The sequence below is a fragment of the Xanthomonas bonasiae genome (assembly GCF_017163705.1).
In the GTDB taxonomy this organism is placed as follows: domain Bacteria; phylum Pseudomonadota; class Gammaproteobacteria; order Xanthomonadales; family Xanthomonadaceae; genus Xanthomonas_A; species Xanthomonas_A bonasiae.
Genome location: NZ_JAFIWB010000015.1, coordinates 81,493 through 101,259, shown reverse-complemented (window position 1 = coordinate 101,259; position 19,767 = coordinate 81,493). Strand labels below are relative to the sequence as shown.

The window sequence follows — 19,767 nt, the reverse complement described above, 5'->3', positions numbered from 1 at the left end:
GTCGTACAGACAAGCCCCCTGTGTAGGAGCGGCTTCAGCCGCGACCGTATCCGCAGCCGTAGGCCCATCCGGATTCAACATGTCGCGATGGCTCAGGCCATCGGTTTCGGAGCGTTCTGCGATGCCGAGACACTGCGACTCCGCTCGTCGCGGCTGAAGCCGCTCCTACAGAGGATGGCGGCAGATTCCAGGCGGTGCACTGTAGGAGCGGCTTCAGCCGCGACTGTCTCCGCAGCCGTAGGCCCATCCGGGTTCAACATGTCACGATGGCTCGGGCCATCGGTTTCGGGGCGTTCTGCGATGCCGAGACACTACGACTTCGCTCGTCGCGGCTGAAGCCGCTCCTACAGAGGATCGCGGCAGATTCCAGGCGGTTCACTGTAGGAGCGGCTTCAGCCGCGACTGTCTCCGCAGCCGTAGGCCCATCCGGGTTCAACATGTCGCGATGGCTCGGGCCATCGGTTTCGGGGCGTTCCGCGATGCCGAGACACTGCGACTTCGCTCGTCGCGGCTGAAGCCGCTCCTACAGGGAGCGTTGGCGAATTTTAGATGCCCATGTTGTCAGTTGTGGGAGCAAGGAATCACGCTATCGCCTGCAGTACGTGCAACTGCGCGGGCTGCGCCTGCGCTTCGCCCACCGCGCCGCCGATCAGGATCACCCCCGGCGCGCCGATGCCCAAACCTTCGACATCGGCGGCCAAGCGGTCCAGTGTGGTCAACAACTGCGCCTGCCGCGGCAGGCTCGCCGATTGCACCACCGCCGCCGGCGTGGCGCCGGGCAGGTGGCGCAGCAAGGCCGCGGTCAGCGCGGCGATGCGGCCCATGCCCATGTAGATCGCCAGCGTGGTGCGGGTGGCGCACAGCGCCGCCCAGTCAGGCTCGCCATGGTCCTGGGTGTGCGCGGTGACGAAGGTGATGCCGTGGCAGTGGTCGCGATGGGTCAGCGACATGCCCAGCCCGGCCGCCGCCGCGAACCCCGCGCTGACGCCATTGACGATCCGCACCGCCACGCCGGACGCGCGCAGGAACGCGATCTCCTCGCCGGCGCGGCCGAACAGCAACGCCTCGCCGCCCTTGGCCCGCACCACATTAGCCCCCTGCAGCGCATAGCGCCGCATCAGCCGGCAGATGAAATCCTGCGGCGTGGAACGGCAACCGCCGCGCTTGCCGACGCGGATCACCCGCGCCTGCGGCGCGAACTGCACGATGTCGGGATTGACCAGATCGTCGAGCAGCAGCACCTGCGCCGCCGCCAGTGCCTTGACCGCCTTCAGCGTCAGCAGTTCCAGGTCGCCAGGACCGGCCGACAGCAACACCACTTCGCCGCCGCCACGCACACCGGACGCGCTTGCATCGTTCATCGCAGACTCCAGCCAGAAAGAAGGAACAACCCCAAGGACATCGCACCCGCCTGTGCCCGGCTGCGCCCATCCGCAATGCCGTCTGCCTGCGCCCGCCACGCGCGCGCTCGCCGGGCCCTGCCGGCGGCGCAGTGCGGGCCGCGGGCGCATGCGACGTTCGTCGCGCCATTCGCTGCGGACACCAGGGCGGCGCTCGCGCCGCGACCGCTCATCTGCACGCGGTTGCCGCGCACTCCCGCAGCGGCGGCCGCGTGTGCGACGCGGGAAGATCTCGCGAGCGCCAGTCTCATTGCGTTACTCACCCGCCGCAGCTGCGGCAGGCGCTGGCCACCGGCGCGGCGCTGCGCGTTGTCGCCCGCCCGACGCGGAAGGCAGACGCCTGCGGCATTTCCTGCACATTCCGAGACCGGCACAGAGGCAGCCTGGAAACCACGGCCGTTCATGCGCTCGCGGCCGTGGCGCACAGCCGCAGCACCTGCGGCATGCACGAGCCGCACACGCTGCCGCAGCCCAGCCGCGTGCGGATCTCGGCCGGTGCCGCGCCGCGCGCGGCTTCGGCGCGGATCGCCGATTCGCGCACCTGCGTGCACTGGCACACCACCGGATCGCGCGCCGCGCCGCCGGCCTGCGCGAATGCCGCCAGCCGCGCGCCGTGCCAGGCGTCGCCGCTCAATGCGCGCTCCAGCAACGCTTCGCCGCCGGCATCGCGCTGCGCACCCGCCAGCAGCAGGCCGTCGAGATGGCTGAGCGGCGCGGCGCCGCGCCAGGCCACGCGCTTGAGCAGGCCGCGGCGCGCGTCGCGGTATTCGAGGGTATCGGCGTCGCCGCCGGCCAGCGCCAGCGCCGCGGCCAGCGCTTCCAGCTGCGCGGGCGCCGGCGCCTGCTCGGCGGCGGCGCGCAGCACCAGCCAGGCCTGATCCTGCTCGCCGGCCTCGGCCTGCAGGCTCAACGCGGCATAGCCGAAGTCGCGCAGCCACGGCTGCGCCGCCGCGTGCAGCGCGAGCGCATCGCCGCGCCGGGCCAGCAGCAGGTGCCAGCCGAACTCGGCCTTCTCCACACGCACTGCCGCGTGCTTGAGCTCGGGCTGCTGCGAACGCGCGTCCACCGCGCCCAGGCTGAGTTCGTTGATGCCGCCGCTGTGCAGGAACTGCGCGTTCCAGTGCATCGCCGCGAATACGTCGCCGGAGCGCATTTCCTCGCACGCTTCCAGCGGCAACACCAAGCTGCCGCGCTTGCTGACGATGCGCACCAGGTCGCCGGCGCGAAGTCCGCGCCGCGCGGCGTCCTGCGGATGCATGCGCAGGCCCGGCTGCGGGCTGTGCGCGAACAGCCCCGGCACCCGGCCGCTGCGCGACATGCCGTGCCACTGGTCGCGCAGGCGCCCGCTCAGCAGGCGCAGCGGAAACCGTGCCGAGGTCGGCTCGGCCACCGGCTTGTACGGCGTGGGATGGAAACGCGCACGCCCGTCGGCGGTGGCGAACACGCCATCGGCATAGCGCCGCGCCTGGCCATGCGCGGCGCCGGCCGGCAGCGGCCATTGCTGCGGGCCTTGCGCGTCCAGCCGCGCGTAGTCGAGTCCGCCGATGTCCAGGTCGCGGCCGACCGTCAGTGCACGGTGCTCGTCGAACACCGCCGCGGTATCGGCGAAGCCGAAACGCGAACCGGCCGACGGCGCGTCCAGCCGTGCTTCCAGCCGCCGCGCCACTTCGTTGGCGATCCACCAGTCCGGCCTGGCCGCGCCCGCTGCCGGCAGCGCCTTGCGCACGCGCGAGACGCGGCGCTCGGAATTGGTCACCGTGCCGTCCTTCTCGCCCCAGCTCGCCGCCGGCAGCAGCACATCGGCGTAGGGCACCGTGTCGGTATGCACGAAGGCCTCCTGCACGATCACCAGTTCCGCCTGGCGCAAGGCATCGCGCACCTGTGCGATGTCCGGCATCGAGTGCACGGGATTGGTGCAGGCGATCCACACCGCCTTGACCTCGCCGCGGCGCAGCGCATCGAACAGCGCCACCGCCGGCAGGCCGGGACGCGCCGACAGGCGATCGGCCGGCAGCTGCCACAGCCGCTCCAGGTCGGCGCGATCGGTCGCGCTGCCGATCTCGCGGTGCGCGGCCAGCATCGTCGCCATGCCGCCGACCTCGCGCCCACCCATCGCGTTCGGTTGCCCGGTCAGCGAGAACGGGCCGGCGCCGGGCTTGCCGATCTGCGCGGTGGCCAGATGCAGATGGATCAACGCCAGGTTCTTGTCGGTGCCGTGCGCGGACTGGTTCAGGCCCATGCAATACAGCGACAGCGCCGGCAGGTCGCGAGCGAACCACTCCGCCGCCTGCACCAGGTCGGCGACCGGGATGCCGCAGAGGTCGGCGGCCATCGCCGGGGTGTATTCGCGCAACGTCTGCCGCAATTCGGCGAAACCCTGGGTGTGCGCGGCGATGAATCCGCGGTCGATGCGGTCTTCCCAGATCAGGTGGTGCAGCATGCCGTTGAACAGCGCCACGTCGGTACCGGGCTGGATCGGCAGATGCAGGTCGGCCATCGCCGCGGTGTCGGTGCGGCGCGGATCGACCACGATCCAGCGCACGTCCGGATCGCGCGCGCGCGCGTCCTCGAGCCGGCGGAACAGCACCGGATGCGCGTAGGCCATGTTGCTGCCGGCCAGCAGCACGGTCCTGGCCAGCTCCAGGTCTTCGTAGCAGGTCGGCGGGCCGTCCGCGCCCAGCGCCAGCTTGTAGCCGCTGACCGCGCTGGACATGCACAGCCGCGAATTGGTGTCGATGTTGTTGGTGCCGATCAGGCCCTTGGCCAGCTTGTTGAAGACGTAGTAGTCCTCCGTCAGCAGCTGTCCCGACAGGTAGAACGCCACCGCGTCCGGCCCGTGCCGCTCGACGATGCCGGCCAGGCGCTCGGCCACGCTGTCCAGCGCCACCGCCCAGTCCACCGCACGCCGCGGCGCGTCGCGATGGGTGCGCAGTTCCGGCTGCAGCGCGCGGCCATGCAGGCTGCGCACGGTCTCCGGCAAGGTGCGGCCCTTGCTGCACAGCCGGCCGTAGTTGGCCGGGTGTTGCGGGTCGCCTTCGATGCCGACGATGCGCGCCGCGCCGTCGGCGCCGTGCTCGGTCTCGATCAGCACGCCGCAGCCGACGCCGCAGTAGCAGCAGGTGGAACGGGTCAGCGTGCGCCGTGCCGCGTTGTCCGCGACCGCGCTCGCGCCGGGCACGTGCGCGCCGTCCATCACGCGGCGCCCTGCAACGACAGCCACACGTCGCCATCGTCCACGCGCACCGGATAGCGACGTGCGCAGCCCACGTCGGGTGCGCAGGCCTGGCCGCTGTCCAGCGCGATGTTCCAGTTGTGCAGCGGGCAGGTGACGCTGTCGCCGGCGACGATGCCCTGCGACAGCGGCCCGCCCTTGTGCGGGCAGCGATCGACCAGCGCGAACACGCGGTCGCCGGCGGTGCGGAACAGCGCGATCGGGTCGGTGCCGTCGATCTGCAGCACGCGCGCGCCAAGCGAAGGGATCTCGTCGATGCGGCAGATGCGGATCCAGCGGCGGGCGCTGGCGTCGGACGCGACGGGATCGGAAGCGGCTGCGTTCATCGCTCAGTCCTCCACCAGCGCCAGCGGCGCGGCCACGCGCAACGGCTGGAATTCGCGCTGCCTGGCGCCGGCGATGCGCTCGGCCCACGGATCGGGCAGGCCTTCCAGCGCGTACAGCAGCCGCTCGTACAGCGCGCGCCGGTTGGCCGCATCCTCGATCACCCGCTGGCGGATGTAGTCCATGCCCACCCGCTCGATGTAGTGCACGGTGCGGTCCAGGTAATAGGCCTCCTCGCGGTACAGCTGCAGGAACGCGCCGGTGTACTCCTTCACCTCCTCGGCGGTCCTGACCTTGACCAGGAACTTGGCGACCTCGGTCTTCATCCCGCCGTTGCCGCCGATATGCAGCTCCCAGCCCGACTCCACCGCGATGATGCCCACGTCCTTGATCCCGGACTCGGCGCAGTTGCGCGGGCAGCCGGACACCGCCAGCTTCACCTTGTGCGGGCTCCACATGTTGGCCAGCATGGTTTCCAGATCGATGCCCATCTGCGTGCTGTTCTGCGTGCCGAAGCGGCAGAACTCGCTGCCCACGCAGGTCTTCACCGTACGGATCGACTTGCCATAGGCGTGTCCGGAATTCATCCCCAGGTCCTTCCACACTCCCACCAAATCTTCCTTGCGGATGCCGAGCAGATCGATGCGCTGGCCGCCGGTGACCTTGACCATCGGTACCGCGTACTTGTCGGCGACGTCGGCGATGCGGCGCAGTTCCGAGGCGTTGGTCACCCCGCCCTTCATCTGCGGGATCACCGAGAACGTGCCGTCCTTCTGGATGTTGGCGTGGGCGCGTTCGTTGATGAAGCGCGACTGCGGATCGTCCACCGCCTCGCGCGGCCAGGTCGACAGCAGGTAGTAGTTGATCGCCGGACGGCAGGTGGCGCAGCCGTTCGGACTGCGCCATTGCAACTGCGCGTACACCGCACCATGCGTGAGCAGCCTGCCCTCGCGGATCGCCTGGCGCACCTCGCCATGGCTCAGGTCGGTGCAGCCGCACACCGCCTTGGTCTTGGGCGTCTGCTGAAAGTTGGAGCCCAGGCAGTTCATCAGGATCTGCTCGACCAGGCCGGTGCACGAGCCGCAGGAGCTGGCCGCCTTGGTCTGCTTCTTGACCTCGTCCACGGTGAACAGGCCCTGCGCGTTGATCGCCTTGACGATGGTGCCCTTGCACACGCCGTTGCAGCCGCACACCTCGTCGCTGTCGCGCATCGCGCTGGCGCGGTCCTGGCCGGCAGTGCCGGCGTCGCCGAGCGCGCTCTCGCCGAACATCAACCGCTCGCGGCGCTCGCCGATCGGGCTGGCATCCTTGAGCAACTGGAAATACCAGGCGCCGTCGTTGGTATCGCCGTACAGGCAGGCGCCGACCAGCCTGTCGTCCTTCAGCACCAGCTTCTTGTAGACGCCGCCGGCCGGATCGGACAGCACGATCTCCTCGCTGCCCTCCCCGCCCATGAAATCGCCGGCCGAGAACAGGTCGATGCCGGTGACCTTGAGCTTGGTCGAGGCCACCGAGCCGCGGTAGATGCCGATGCCGAACCCGGCCAGGTGGTTGGCGCAGATCTTGGCCTGCTCGAACAGCGGCGCGACCAGGCCGTAGGCGATGCCGCGGTGGCTGGCGCATTCGCCGACCGCGTACACCCGCGGGTCGAAGGTCTGCAGCGTATCGTTGACCACGATGCCGCGCGTGCAGTGGATGCCGGCGGCCTGCGCCAGCGCGATGTTGGGACGGATGCCGGCGGCCATCACCACCAGGTCGGCCGGCACTTCGCTGCCGTCGGAGAACTTCACCGCCACCACTTCGCCGTCGGCGTTGCCGACCAGCTCGGTGGTGGAGGTGCCGAGGCGAAACTCCAGGCCTCGTTCGCTGAGCGATTGCTGCAGCAACTGCCCGGCGACCGGGTCGAGCTGACGTTCCAGCAGCCAGTCGGCCAGGTGCACCACGGTCACCTGCATGCCGCGCTGCTTCAGGCCGTTCGCCGCCTCCAGGCCAAGCAGGCCGCCGCCGATCACCACGGCATGGCGCTTGCGCGTGGCGGTGTCGATCATGGTCTGCGTGTCGTGCATGTCGCGGTAGCCGATCACCCCCTTCAGCTCCTTGCCCGGCACCGGCAGCACGATCGGCAGCGAGCCGGTGGCCAGCAGCAGGCGGTCGTACGGCGCCTCGGTGCCGTCGGCGGCGATCACCTTGCGCCTGATCCGGTCGATGCGGGTGACTTCCTTGCCCACATGCAGGCGGATGCCTTGCTCGGCGTACCAGGCCAGCGGATTGAGCACGATCTCGTCGAACTGCTGTTCGCCGGCCAGCACCGGCGAGAGCAGGATGCGGTTGTAGTTCGGATGCGGCTCGGCGCCGAACACGGTGATGTCGTACATCCCCGGCATCAGCTTGAGCAGTTCTTCCACGGTGCGGATGCCGGCCATGCCGTTGCCCACCACCACCAATCTTGGCTTGTTCATGCGAGTCTCGCTTCGGTGGGAATGATCAGACGCGCGCCGCGCCGGCCGCGGCCCATTGGCTGCGCCAGTGCTGCTTGACGTTGGACAGCAGGCCCCAGGCCAGCAGCGCGCAGCCGGCGAACAGCCACAGCCCCAGCGCATAGCTGCCGGTGTGCTGCTTGACGACGCCCAGCCCCGCGGCGAGCAGGAAGCCGCCGATGCCGCCGGCCATGCCGATCAACCCGGTCATCAGCCCGATGTCGCGGCCGAACCGCTGCGGTACCAGCTGGAACACCGCGCCGTTGCCAGTGCCCAGGCACAGCAGGGTCAGCACGAACAGCGCCACCGTCGCCGCCGGACCGCCGACGCCGATCGCCGCAGCGGCCACCAGCAACGCCACCAGCAGATAGATCGACAACAGCGTGCGCGTGCCGCCGATGCGGTCGGCCAGCGCCCCGCCCAGCGGACGCATCACCGAACCGGCCAGCACGCAGGCCGCGGTGGCCCAGCCGGCGAGCTTCGGCGAGAAATCGAATTGATCGTGGAAGTAGCCGGGCAAGGCGCTGGCGAACCCGGCGAAGCCGCCAAAGGTGATCGCGTAGAACAGCATGAACCACCACGAATCGCGGTTGCCGACGAGGACCCGCGCGTAGTCGCCCAGATGCTTGCGCGGCACCTCCACCGGCGCGTCCTTGGCGCACAGCGCGAACACCAGCAAGGTCAGCGCCAGCGGAATGCAGGCCAGCCCGAACACCGCCTGATAGCCAAACGCCGTGGCCAGCACTGGCGCGAACAGCGCCGCGAACACCGTGCCGGAATTGCCGGCGCCGGCGATGCCCATCGCCGTGCCCTGGTGCTGCGGCGGATACCAGCGCGAGGCCAGCGGCAGCGCCACCGCAAACGAGGCTCCGGCCACACCCAGCATCAGCCCCAGCAGCAGCACCTGCGCGAAACTGTGCACGCCCAGCTGCCACGCCACCGCCAGCGCCACGATCACCAGCACCTGCGCCAGCATCCCCGCGCGCTTGGCGCCGATCACATCGGCGAGCATGCCCAGGAACAGCCGCAGCACCGCCCCGCACAGGATCGGCACCGCCACCATCAGCGCACGCTGCTGCGTATCCAGCTGCAGCGCCGCGGCGATCTGCACCTGCAGCGGACCGAGCAGGTACCAGACCATGAAACTCAGGTCGAAATACAGGAACGCCGACAACAGCGTGGGCGTATGCCCGGCTTGCCAGAACGATCGATTCATCCGCGCCATCTCCGAGAAACGTTGGGCCGCAGCGCTGCACACCACCCGCAGCGCGCGGTAGTCGAGGGGAGGGAAAAACGAAAACGGCGCCGTCCGGTTCGCACCGGAAGACGCCGTTGTCTGGGCAGGCGGGCCGCCGTTGGCCCGCCTGCCGAATCGAGTTGGTGCGGACACCCCGTTGCGTCCGCGCTATGGCTATCGCAATCGGCGTGCCAAGTGTTCGCGGTGTTGGGACGGCAGGGGAATTTCCTGTAAATTCAATGCACTGGCAGATTAAACCGCAATCGGCGGCCGCGTTGCACAGCCACCATTCCAGGTATCAACGAACACAAGTGGTGCGCGACGCACCTTTATTGTGCGCCGCGGCAACTCAACGGCGCTAGTAGCGCGCTTGTTGTTGGTGCGAGCAAGCCGCCTGGGCATTCGGATAGGTAAAGCAAAGTAGCTCCTACCACTGCCAAGGTTGCTCTCAACGCGAAGCGGCTTGCGGAGCAGCTGCAGCTTGCATAACGTCGAGGAGTAAACCATTGACAGGGAGGTTTCGTCGTGTGGCATTGGATCAGGGTGTGCGTTTTCCTCCTATTGGCAGGATGGCCACTAGGAATGGCTGTTGTCCTAGTATTGAAGATGCTTCCACAAGACACTACGGGAGGCTCGCCTTGGGTATTGCTCCCAGGTATCGTTGTCAGCCTGGCAACGACAATGCTCGCTATTTTTTCCTTCCTTGCGGCGTACTTGAGAACTGCGCATAAAGCGCCACGCTTTTGGCTAGCTTCCACGATCTACGTGCTTGGCTGCACTGGGATCGTAATGGGCGTGCGGGCGCTGCTAGAGCGCTGAATCATTGCGGACGCACATAAGTCATCTACAACGCACTCATGCGGCGCATAGCTTGAAAGATGGCGCAATCACTTTCTGTCACTTAAAGGCCCCGATATCCGCCTGAGGCCAATACCAGCCATCCCCGATGCTTTCTGGACGACCATCTCAAGAAGACCATGGTGAAAAATCATGCAAGCAAGGCGATTACTGTCTCACTAGCGTTTTCACCTTACGATGCACCAAGCCTAGAGGTATTGTTCGGTACGGGACCCGTTGCCAGCGATCAGCTGCTGCGTCTCGCAGCGCATCAACAGCATGCGCACCGCCGAGTCGACGGCCATAAATCTGTACCGCTGCATGAGATAGCTCCCACCGAGCAACACTGCGACGATCAGCACTGCAGCTAGCTTCACAGCCACTGCAGTACCAGGGTCGCTACGGCGAACAGCACCGACCAGTTGCACAAGCCGACCACGCGGATCTCGCTGCGCTGCCGGTCGATCACGATCAACCCGCGCATGATCGGCGGGTATCGCCAGCCGAAGTGGAGACCGAAGCTTTCGCGGAATGCCCAGGCGCGCTTGGACAGCGGACGGAACACCAGCGCAGGCCACTTCTCCGCCGCGACTTCGCTTTCCAGCCGATCGAAGGGAAAGTGCAGCAGTGCCGCCGTCGGCACCGCGATGCGCCGACTGAACAACGGTATTCCCCACGGCCAGTAGGCCCGGCTCCACAACACCAGCAGAGCGCCCTCGATCAGTACCAGGGCAATGAGTGCATTGGCCATTCGTCATCCATTGGCGAGCATGTGCGTCAAGCCGCGCTGCGAGGCGACGTCGATTGTGAGTGTGACGCACCGGACAGCTGATTCTGACGCACTCGTTCCAGCAACCATCTCGTCAGTTCCGGCACTGCACACGAAGTCATCCAGCAGATGCAATCGTCGAGCAGACTGGAAGCAGCCAGCAGCAAGGCTCAGCGCTCCCAAGGTGCCGAGGTAACCAACAAGCGACGGATCGCCGCATTATTCTCCAGAGGTGCATCGAGCAGCGCATTGAAGCGCTGCAGTTGCTGCCGACTCAGGGCGAATCGGATCTGGTCAGCCAGCACCTCGTGGGCCTTTTCGCACACGGCTTCCAGGATGAACGCCGCGCGGTTCATGCCGCTGACTTCCACGGCGTGGTCGATCAGCGCCTGTTTGGCGGCAGGCACCCGAAAATTGATCACGTTGCTGGTGGCGGCGCTCATCACGCGTTCTCCTTTCTAACTGCCCATGCATGCCAATAAAAGCGCTCTTGTGCATCGCTCCGGCCCGCGCAGGCACTAAGCAGGCGCACGTCCAGCCCGCCAATCCGGCAACCCATCCTCGCGTCCGTCACGCTCCGGCACCGGGACACCCAACTGCGCAGCCGCCGCACGATACGTCTCCAACCGATGCACTCGCGCCACGATCTGCGCATCGTGCGCCGCCTCCTGCTCGGCCCCCGCCTCGCTCGCCGGCAACCACCCCCAACGCCGGAACTGCTGCAGGAACCAACGCCCATCCGACAGCCACGGCATGTTCGCCAGGCCGCCGGCGTGGAAACGCAGACCCTGCGGATCGGCGCCATCGTCGGCGGCGCCTCCCGGCAGCAGGCACGCCGCGATGCGCTCGGCCGGCAAGCCGATCACGTCCGGGTCGGCCAGCCACGCCACCGCTTCGCGGCGGTGCGCGGCATCGTCGAGCCAACGGCAGGCGTCCAGCAGCGTGGCGGTCAGTGCGGTCGCCATTTCCGGCTGCAGCGCGGCGAAAGCGCGGCGGCAGGCCAGCACTTTTTCCGGATGGCCGGGCCACAGCTCTCCGCTGCGGATCGCGCGCCGGCCCACGCCCATCGCCTCGGCCTGCGCCGCCCACGGTTCGCCGGCGCAGTAGCCGTCCAGTTCGCCGCGCGCCAGCGCATCGGGCATCTGCGGCGGCGGCAGGGTCACCGCCTGGATGCCGCCGATCGGATCCACACCCTGCGCCGCCAGCCAGTAGTACAGCCACATCGCGTGGGTGCCGGTGGGGAAGGTCTGCGCGAACACCGGCGCGCGGCCGAGCGCAGCCAGCGCGCTGCGCAGCGGCGTGCCTTGCGCCAGCGCGTCGGCCAGCGCCGGCGCCAGGGTGATCGCCTGGCCGTTCTGGTTGAGCGTGAGCAGGATCGCCATGTCCGCCTGCGGCCCGCCGATGCCGCATTCCACGCCGTAGACCAGGCCGGCCAACGCGTGCGCGGCGTCCAGTTCGCCGGACAGCAGTTTGTCGCGCACCGCCGCCCACGAGGCCTGTCGTTGCAGGTCCAGGCGCAGGCCGTGGCGACGGTCCAGGCCCAGCCGCACCGCGGCAACCAGCGGCGCGCAGTCGATCAGCGGCAGGTAGCCCAGGCGCAAGGTGCGCGGTTCGGGGTGCAGTGGTGCGCTCATCGCTTCCTCATCCCAGCAAGTCGGCCATCGCGAGGATGCGCTGGGCGACCTCGGCCAGCTTCAGTCCCTGTTTCATCGCCTGCTGCCGCAGCGCGGCGTAGGCCTCGTTCTCGCTCATCCCGCGCTTGTCCATCAGCAGGCGCTTGGCGCGGTCGATCTGTTCGCGGTCGCGCAGCTTGCCCTGCACTTCGTCCAGTTGCCGGCGCATGCCCGCTTCCTGCTCGAAGCGCGCCAGCGCCACCTGCACGATCGGCGCCAGCCGCGCCGGCGCCAGGCCGTCGACCACGTAGGTGGTGACGCCGGCGCTCACCGCGGCGCGGATCAGTTGGTCGTCGCCGTCGGCGGAGAACATCACCACCGGACGCGGCGCCTGGCGGTGGATCAGCGCCAGTTGCTCGAGCGTGTCGCGCGAAGGCGAATCGACGTCGATGATGACCACGTCCGGCTGCTGGGTGGACACCGCCTTGAGCAGCGCCGGCGCCGCCGCCACTTCGTCCAACACCTCGTAGCCGGCGTCGAGCAGCGCCTGGCGCAGCTGCCCGATCGGCTTTTCGGTATCGTTGACCAGCAGGACGCGCAGCATTCGGGCCTGGCTAGCGGAAGTTGGCTGAGCCGCATGGTGCCATGCAACACGCGTCCGCCGCGAGCCGTCCCCCACCCCGCAGGAGTCCGCATGCCGCTGTATCCCTTGTTCGCCGACCTGGGCGGGCGCCGCGTGCTGGTGGTCGGCGGCGGCGAGGTGGCGATGCGCAAGATCGAGGCGCTGCTGCACGCCGGCGCGCAGGTGCTGGTGTACGCGCACGCGCTCAACGCCACGGTGGCGCAGTGGCTGGCGCAGGGCCGGCTGCAGCGGGTCGATGGCGAGTTCGATCCGCAATGGCTGGACGACGCCTGGCTGGTGGTCGCGGCCACCGACGACAACGCCTTCAACCGCGAGCTCGCCGCGCAGGCCGGGCAACGCCGCAAGCTGGTCAACGTGGTCGACGACGCCGAGCTGTCCACGTTCCAGGTGCCGGCGATCATCGACCGCGATCCGCTGCTGGTGGCGATCTCCTCCAGCGGCGCGGCGCCGATGCTGGCGCGGCGCCTGCGCGAGCGCTGGGAAACCGAGCTGGACCACTCCTACGCGCAGCTGGCGCAGTTGTTCGCGCGCCACCGCGAGGCGATCCGCGCGCGTCTGCCGCAGCTGGCGCAGCGCCGGCGCTGGTTCGAACAGGTACTGGAAGGCCCGGTGCAGGTGCTGCTGCAGGGCGGACAGACCCAGGCCGCCGAGCAGGCGTTCCACGACGCCCTGCAGCGCAGCGCGGAGGACGTGCCGCGCCATGGCAGCGTGTGGCTGGTCGGCACCGGCAACGGCGATCCCGGCGCGCTGACGCTCAAAGCGCTGCGCGCGTTGAACCAGGCCGATCTGCTGCTGTGCGATCCGGCAGTGAACGCCGCGGTGCTGGGGCTGGCGCGCCGCGATGCGACGCGGCAGCCGCTGCCGGCCGACGCCGACGCGCATCTGGCGTTGCTGATCGCGCAGGTGCAGGCCGGGCAGCGCGTGGTCAGCCTGAAACCCGGCGATGCGTTCCGGCAGCGGCCGCATGCGCAGCTGGCCGCGCAACTGGCCGCTGCCCGCATCGCCTGCGACGTGGTCGCGGGCGTGGCATTGGACTGATCGGCGCGGCGCGGTCGCGACGGCGAATCAAGCCGGCGCTGGCGCCACCGTACCCTGCGCTGTCGGCACCCCGGCCACCTGCAGCAACTGCTTGCGGAAGCCCACCCACAGCGCCAGCGACAGCAGCGAAATGCCGCCGAGCAGCAGGAATGCGGTGCGGTAGCCGAAGTCCTGCGCGATCCAGCCGCCCAGCGCCGGACTCAGCGCCGCGCCGATGCCCTGCACCGTCATCACCGCGCCCTGCCCGACATTGACCCGGCCAGTGCCCTGCAGCAGCCGCGCCACCAGCGCCGGCACCACCACGCTCTGCAGGCCGGCGCCGACGCCGTCGAGGATCTGCACCGGGAACACGCCCCAGGCATGGATCAGGCTGGCCGCGATCAGGCCGCGCAACGGCAGCGCCAGGAAGGTCAGCAGCATCACCCACCAATGCCCGCGCACGCGGATCAGGCGCATCGCCAGCAGCGACGCCACCACCATCGTCGCCTGCGCGACGATGATCGTGGTCGCGGTCAGCGCGCTGGGATCGCCCTGGTGCGCGGCGACCACAGCCATGCCGTACAGCGGCAGCATCGCCGCATTGCCCAAGTGGAACAGCGCCAGCGCCAACGCCAAGACCAGCAGCGGCTTGCAGGTCAGCAGCACCGACCAGCCGCTGGCGTGCGCGGCACCGTGCGCGCCGACGTCGGCCAGGCCGCGCGCGGCGCGATGGTCGATCGCATCGCGCGGGATCAGCAGCACCGAGGCGATCGCCAGTACGCCGAAGCAGCCGGTCAGCGCGAACACCGCGCCAAAGCCGAACTTCCAGCCGAGCAGGCCGGCCAGCGCCGCCGCGACCACGTTGCCGGCATGGCTGCCGACCTGGTTGCGCGCGATCTGGTGATCGAAACCGGCCTGCCGCACCAGGCCCAGGGTGATGCCCGACAGCGCCGGACCCAGCGCCGCGGCGGCGAGTGCAGTCATCACCTGCGCGGTCACCACGCCGGCGAAGCTCGGCGACCACCACAGCAGCGCCGAGGCCAGCAGGATCAAGGTGCAGCCGACCACAACGATGCTGCGCTTGCGCCGGGTCGCATCGACCAGCGCGCCGCCCGGCGTGGTCGCGAGCATGCCGGCGATGCCGCCGATGCTCATCACCGAGCCGATCGCCGCCAGCGACCAGCCCTTGGATTGCAGGAACACGCTCAGGAACGGACCGAGCCCGTCCTGCACGTCGGCCAGGGTGAAGTTCAGCGCTTCCAGCGCACGCGTGCCGCGCGGGCGAGCGCCAGGCGCGGCAGCCGGCCGCGCGCTCATCGCCGCACCGCCAGGCGGGCGGAAGCAAGCGGGAAACCGTAGCGAGGCGCACAGCGAATAGGCGACATGGCGAAGTCCTGAAAGCGCCGCCGCGGACACCGCGACGGACGCGAAACGATACGCGACGCAGGGGCCGCCGCGTCACCGCGACCGCCCCCGCCCTGCCCGGTTCAGTGCTTGAGTTTGGGCTTCGGCTTGTCGGCGTCGTGCGGCTTGGGCGGATGCGGCTTGGGCGCGATCGGCTGCAACGCCGACGCCTTCGCACCCAGGGCCTGCGCGTGGATCACCGTGCCGTGCGGCGAGGTCAGCGCGTGGCCTTCCACCGCCAGCGGCTTGCCCACCGCCAGCCATTTGGCCAAGGGCGCGGCGGCATGCGGCGGGAAGCGCACGGTGCTGTCGTCTTCGAGCAGCGCGCCGTGCACCTGCCCGTGCGGGCCGTGCAGCAGCCGCGCGACGACGCCGCTGTGCTGGGTCTTGGCGGGCTTTTCGTGCTTCTCCGGTTTTGCGGCTTTCTCCGGCTTCTTGCCCGGCTTGTGCCCGGCGTGCGGCCCATGCGGCCCGCGATCGGCGATGCGCTTGCCGCCGTCGGGATCGATCGCCAGCGCGACCAGCATGTCCACGCCGTAGGGCTTGAGTCCGCGCACGCCGAGCGCGATGCCCGGCTTGAGCGTTTTCAGCAACTGCGCCGACAGGTGCGGCGCGGTATGCACCTCGGTGCCGTCGTCGAGCAGCAGGCCATCGACCTCGGCCTTGGGATTGAGCAGGAAACGGGCGAGCGTGCCGCGGGTTTCCGGCAGGTAATCGGGATCGACCCAATGCATAGCGTTACTCCAATGAACGTGGGGAACCGGCGTCGCGCCGGTAGCGGCGCCCGCCGCGGCAAGCAGCGGGCGCCGGGGTCACATGGCCAGGCCGATCAGCGCGGCGCGGGCGGCGGCACCGGCGGTGCGGCAGGCGCGGCGGGACCGCCCGGCGGCGGCGGCGCGGCCGGCGGGACCGGCGGTGCGGGCGGCGCGAACAGGGTGCGCTGCGAGGCGCGGTCGCGGCCGAGCTGGGTCGCCTCAAGCGAGCGGCCGGCCGCGGTGGCCACGCCGAACCCGCTGACGCTCAGCGGCGCGCCGACGCGCAACAGCGTGCCGTACTGCACGGCCACATGCGGCGGCATCCGCACCACGGTGCCGTCGCTGAGCAGCACACCGGCGGTGTCGCCACCCGGGCCGTAGACCAGGCGTTCGATGCGGCCTTCGGCCTGCATCGGATTCAACGCCGGCGGGGTCGGCGGCGCGGGCGGGCCGGCCAGCGGGTTCGGCGGACGGTCCACCACCTGCTTGCCGCTGCGCCGTGCGCTGATCGCACTGGCCTGCAGCAGCGGCAGCGTGCCCAGGCGATAGCCCTGCACGGTCACCGCATCGCCGCGGCGCACCGCGGCCTGCAGGTCGGCCGACAGGTGCGGCGGGAAGCCGACCTGGGTGCCGTCGCGCAGCCACAGCCCATCGACGTCGCCGTTGGGATTGAGCATGAAGCGGTCGACCGTGCCTTGGACACTGACCTGCGCGGCGGCGATCGGCGCGGGTGGCGCAGGAGGTGCAGGCGGCGCGGGCGGCGGCGCGATACCGGCAGCAGCGGCGGCAGGGGCCGCGGGGGGAGCCGGCACCTGAGCGGCGGCGGTGGCGGCGGCGATGGCCAGCGAGAAAGCGAGTGCGCTACGACGGATCATCGGAAGTTCTCCAGGGCGGCGAGGGAGTCCGCCTGTATGACGGTCATCGCAGCATCCGTGCCAAGTTTTAAGTCATTGATTTTTAAATACATAGCGCCTGGAAACGGCCACGATGGGTGTCTGCGCTTCATCCACCGCCGTCCGTTTTGCGGACAGCTGCGGTGTCTGCGAGCGGACGCTTGGGGCGGTTGCTTCGTTTGCTGCCGGGTGCCGCTGGGGAGCGTTTGTCTGGCGGATGGGGTTGTTCGGTTTGGCAGGCGCGTTGCGGGGAGTGTCTGTCGCGGCTGAAGCCGCTCCTACACGGGCGTTGCGGCTGCGATTGCGGCGGATATTGGGCGGGCGTCAGGCCGCGTCGTGGCTGGCCGGTGGCGCTGCGCCTAGCCCAGCCCGTAATCGTCGAGCTTGCGATACAGCAGCTGGCGGTGGATGCCGAGCCGGCGTGCGGCCTCGGCACGATTGCCCTGCGCTTGGGTCAGTGCCGCCTGGATCATCTGCCTCTCCAGTTGCGCGATCGCGTCGGGCAGGGTCAGCGCCGGCGTTTCGGCGGACGTTGCCGCGGTATCGCCGGCCAACACCTCGTCCAGGTCGTGCGCCTCGATCGTCGGCGTGCGCACCAGCACCTGGCAGCGCTGCATCGCGTTGCGCAGCTCGCGCACGTTGCCCGGCCACGGATACGCGCGCAGCCGCGCCTGCGCCGCTGCCGACAGCGTGCGTGGCGCGCTGGCGCCCTCCTCGAGGAAATGCTGGGCCAGCAGCACGATGTCGTCGCCGCGCTCGCGCAGCGGCGGCAATTCGATCGGCACCACGTTGAGCCGGTAGCGCAGGTCGCTGCGGAAACGGCCGTCGGCGACCAGCTGCGCCAGTTCGCGATGGGTGGCGGCGACCACGCGCACGTCCACCTTCTGCGCGCCGCGCCCGCCCAATGGCGACACCTCGCCTTCCTGCAGGAAACGCAGCAGCTTGGCCTGCATCGGCAGCGGCATGTCGCCGATCTCGTCCAGGAACAAGGTGCCGCCGTCGGCTTCGCGGATCAGCCCGGGACGATCGGCGACGGCGCCGGAGAAGGCGCCCTTGCGGTAGCCGAACAATTCGCTTTCGATCAGCTCGGCCGGGATCGCCGCGCAGTTGACCGCGACGAACGCCGCGCCCGCGCGGGCGCTGGCGCGATGCAGCGCGCGCGCCACCAGCTCCTTGCCGGTGCCGGTCTCGCCGCTGACCAGCACCGGCAGGTCCGAGGCCGCGGCCAGGCCGATGCGCTTGTGCACGGTGCGCATCGCCGCGCTGTGGCCGAGCAGCGCGCCGGCATCCTCGGCCGGCGCCTGCGGCGCTGCCGCACTGTCGTCGCCGCCGGCATGCGCCTGCAGCGCGCGCTCCACCACCGCGACGATGTCGGCGCGGCCCACCGGCTTGACCAGGTGATCGAACGCACCGAGCTTCATCGCCTCGATGGTGTTGCTGCTGGAGGCGTAGGCGGTGAGCATCACCAGCGGCACGGCCGCGGCCTGCGCATGCGTCTGGCGCGCGCGCATCAGCGCGATGCCGTCCATGCCCGGCATGCGGAAATCGACGAAGGCCAGGTCGATGCCGCCATCGCGCAATCGCGCCAGTCCCGCTTCGCCATCGGCGGCGGCGATCACCTCGTGGCCGAACGAGCGCAGCGTGGCCTGCAGCGTGCTCAGGAAGGCGGTGTCGTCGTCGACGATCAGGATGCGCGCCATGGCAGTTCCAGAATGAAGGAGGTGATGCCGTCGTGGTGGACGTAGCGCACCTCGCCGCCGTGCGCGCGGGCGATCTCGCGCACCAGCGCCAGGCCCAGGCCGTTGCCGTCGCTGCGGCCGCTGGCGAAGGGCTCGAACAGGTGCGCGGCCACCGGCGCGGGCACCGGGGGTCCTTGGTTGGCCACGGTCAGCCGCAGCAGGTCGGCGTCGGCTGCGACCGTCAGCGTCGCCGCGGTGCCGGGCGTGGCGTGCTGCAGCGCGTTGCGCAGTAGGTTGTGCAAGGCCCGCGCCGCCTGCTGCGGATCCAGCGTCCACGCGCTCGGCGCCTCCGCCAATTGCAGTGCGATCGGCGGCGCCAGCGGATCCCAGTCGGCCGGATCGAGCAGCGCCTGCAACCACGGCTGCAACGCCACCGTCTCGCGCTGCAGGCGGATCGGCTGGACCATGCCCAGCAGGCTTTCGACCACGCCGTCCAGGCGCTGGATCTGCGCCAGCATCAGTTGCGCCTGCGCCTCGTCGAAACCGCCCTCGCCGGCGGCGATCTGGTTTTCCAGGGCCAGGCGCAAGGTCGCGATCGGGTTGCGGATCTCGTGCGCCACGGTCGCGGTCATGCGCCCGAGCGCAGCCAGCCGTTCGTGCCGCGACAGTTCCTCGCCGAGCCGGCGCGCTTCGGCCAGGGCCTGCACGCTGCGCTGCGCATAGTCGGTGACCGCCGCGCCGAGGCGGTCCAGTTCCGGCGCGCCGGTGGCCGGAATCGTCGGCACCTCCGCCGGCGTCGCCAAGGCCTGCTGGATGCCGTGCAGGCGCTGGCTCCAGCGCCGCACCACCCATCCCAGCGCGATGGCCGACACCACCACCAGCGCCAGGATCAGCGCCACGCCCACCGCCAGCGGACGGCTGGCCGAGGCCTCGCCGGTGGCAGTGACCCGCGCCATCGTCCACGCCGCGGTGCTGCGATCCAGCGGGCAGGCCGCGATCAACAGCGTCTCGCGTTGGCCATCGCGGCGGTAGTGCACCGCCTGCTGCTTGGCGACACCGCGCTGCGCAGTAGCCACGATGGCGCTCTGTTCGGCGGTCGGCACATCGGTCTTGTGGTCGCTGCCGTCGTAGGTTGGGTAGGCATAGGCGACGAAGCCGCGCTGCCGCTCCCACACCCCGCCCTCCACGCCCGCGGCGTCGGCCAGCACCAGTTGCAGCACCACCGCGGCCAGGCCGGCGCCGTCGCTGCCGCGCGCCGCGGCGCTGGCGCCGTTGTAGCGCTGCACGATGCGCGCGCATTCGCCCTGCAACCGCGCCTGCGCCTCGCTGACGCGCACGCCCTCGCTGTGTCGGTACAGGCCGAACAGCACCACCGCCATGCCCACGCACGCGGCGAGGATGACGATCCAGATCAGCAGCAGCTGCCGCAACAGCGAACGGGGCATGGTCCACCGGGGGACGCGAAAATTGAAAGATAGCAGCGCGCA

General features: G+C 69.8%; 15 protein-coding genes. 1 reads left to right on the top strand and 14 read right to left on the bottom strand.

The genetic code is table 11. The features are described 5' to 3' along the window. Window positions 1-581 precede the first annotated feature (581 nt). The 9 genes from cobA to JR064_RS13885 all read right to left on the bottom strand — a co-directional run bounded on the left by cobA (window position 582) and on the right by JR064_RS13885 (window position 12,490). Window positions 582-1,319, bottom strand: a complete 738-nt coding sequence (gene cobA, locus JR064_RS13925) for a uroporphyrinogen-III C-methyltransferase (RefSeq protein ID WP_206230112.1) — start codon at window positions 1,317-1,319, stop codon at window positions 582-584. A gap of 481 nt (window positions 1,320-1,800) precedes the next feature. Beyond that, the gene (locus JR064_RS13920) at window positions 1,801-4,593 is read right to left on the bottom strand and encodes a molybdopterin oxidoreductase family protein (RefSeq protein ID WP_206230111.1); all 2,793 of its coding nucleotides are present in this window, start codon (window positions 4,591-4,593) and stop codon (window positions 1,801-1,803) included. After that, window positions 4,593-4,958 carry a nitrite reductase small subunit NirD gene (nirD, locus tag JR064_RS13915; RefSeq protein ID WP_179567468.1) on the bottom strand — a complete coding sequence of 122 codons (366 nt, stop codon included), beginning with the start codon at window positions 4,956-4,958 and terminating at the stop codon, window positions 4,593-4,595. The genes JR064_RS13920 and nirD overlap by 1 nt, the downstream gene beginning before the upstream one ends. A gap of 3 nt (window positions 4,959-4,961) precedes the next feature. Further along, window positions 4,962-7,379 (bottom strand): nitrite reductase large subunit NirB, encoded by a 2,418-nt coding sequence (gene nirB, locus JR064_RS13910; RefSeq protein WP_241093071.1) that lies wholly within the window; start codon window positions 7,377-7,379, stop codon window positions 4,962-4,964. A 61-nt stretch (window positions 7,380-7,440) separates the two neighbouring features. Beyond that, window positions 7,441-8,610: a nitrate/nitrite transporter gene (locus JR064_RS13905; RefSeq protein ID WP_206230110.1), complete on the bottom strand. Its 1,170-nt coding sequence runs from the start codon at window positions 8,608-8,610 to the stop codon at window positions 7,441-7,443. Window positions 8,611-9,880: 1,270 nt separating this feature from the next. Then, on the bottom strand, window positions 9,881-10,258 hold the full coding sequence (locus tag JR064_RS13900) for a hypothetical protein (protein WP_206230097.1): 378 nt from the start codon (window positions 10,256-10,258) through the stop codon (window positions 9,881-9,883). 188 nt (window positions 10,259-10,446) lie between these two features. After that, the gene (locus JR064_RS13895) at window positions 10,447-10,719 is read right to left on the bottom strand and encodes a type II toxin-antitoxin system TacA family antitoxin (RefSeq protein ID WP_206230096.1); all 273 of its coding nucleotides are present in this window, start codon (window positions 10,717-10,719) and stop codon (window positions 10,447-10,449) included. Between the two features lie 75 nt (window positions 10,720-10,794). Beyond that, a complete protein-coding gene (locus JR064_RS13890; protein WP_206230095.1) occupies window positions 10,795-11,910 on the bottom strand; it encodes a CmpA/NrtA family ABC transporter substrate-binding protein in 1,116 nt (371 codons plus the stop codon). Window positions 11,911-11,917: 7 nt separating this feature from the next. After that, on the bottom strand, window positions 11,918-12,490 hold the full coding sequence (locus tag JR064_RS13885) for an ANTAR domain-containing response regulator (RefSeq protein ID WP_100225477.1): 573 nt from the start codon (window positions 12,488-12,490) through the stop codon (window positions 11,918-11,920). 93 nt (window positions 12,491-12,583) lie between these two features. On the opposite strand from JR064_RS13885, the gene JR064_RS13880 reads away from it, so the two are divergent. Then, window positions 12,584-13,570, top strand: coding sequence for an NAD(P)-dependent oxidoreductase (locus JR064_RS13880; RefSeq protein ID WP_206230094.1), 987 nt, complete (start codon window positions 12,584-12,586; stop codon window positions 13,568-13,570). A gap of 27 nt (window positions 13,571-13,597) precedes the next feature. Here the strand turns inward: JR064_RS13880 and JR064_RS13875 are convergent, their stop codons facing one another. From JR064_RS13875 to JR064_RS13855, 5 genes are all read right to left on the bottom strand, one after another. After that, window positions 13,598-14,866 (bottom strand): MFS transporter, encoded by a 1,269-nt coding sequence (locus JR064_RS13875; RefSeq protein WP_206230093.1) that lies wholly within the window; start codon window positions 14,864-14,866, stop codon window positions 13,598-13,600. 170 nt (window positions 14,867-15,036) lie between these two features. Further along, window positions 15,037-15,687 carry a hypothetical protein gene (locus JR064_RS13870; RefSeq protein WP_206230092.1) on the bottom strand — a complete coding sequence of 217 codons (651 nt, stop codon included), beginning with the start codon at window positions 15,685-15,687 and terminating at the stop codon, window positions 15,037-15,039. A 95-nt stretch (window positions 15,688-15,782) separates the two neighbouring features. Continuing rightward, complete coding sequence (locus tag JR064_RS13865; RefSeq protein WP_206230091.1) at window positions 15,783-16,583, bottom strand: hypothetical protein; 801 nt, start codon at window positions 16,581-16,583, stop codon at window positions 15,783-15,785. Window positions 16,584-16,960: 377 nt separating this feature from the next. Further along, window positions 16,961-18,301 (bottom strand): sigma-54-dependent transcriptional regulator, encoded by a 1,341-nt coding sequence (locus JR064_RS13860; RefSeq protein WP_206230090.1) that lies wholly within the window; start codon window positions 18,299-18,301, stop codon window positions 16,961-16,963. Beyond that, entirely contained in the window at window positions 18,286-19,725 is a 1,440-nt protein-coding gene (locus JR064_RS13855) for a sensor histidine kinase (protein WP_206230089.1), read from the bottom strand. The genes JR064_RS13860 and JR064_RS13855 overlap by 16 nt, the downstream gene beginning before the upstream one ends. Window positions 19,726-19,767 lie beyond the last annotated feature (42 nt).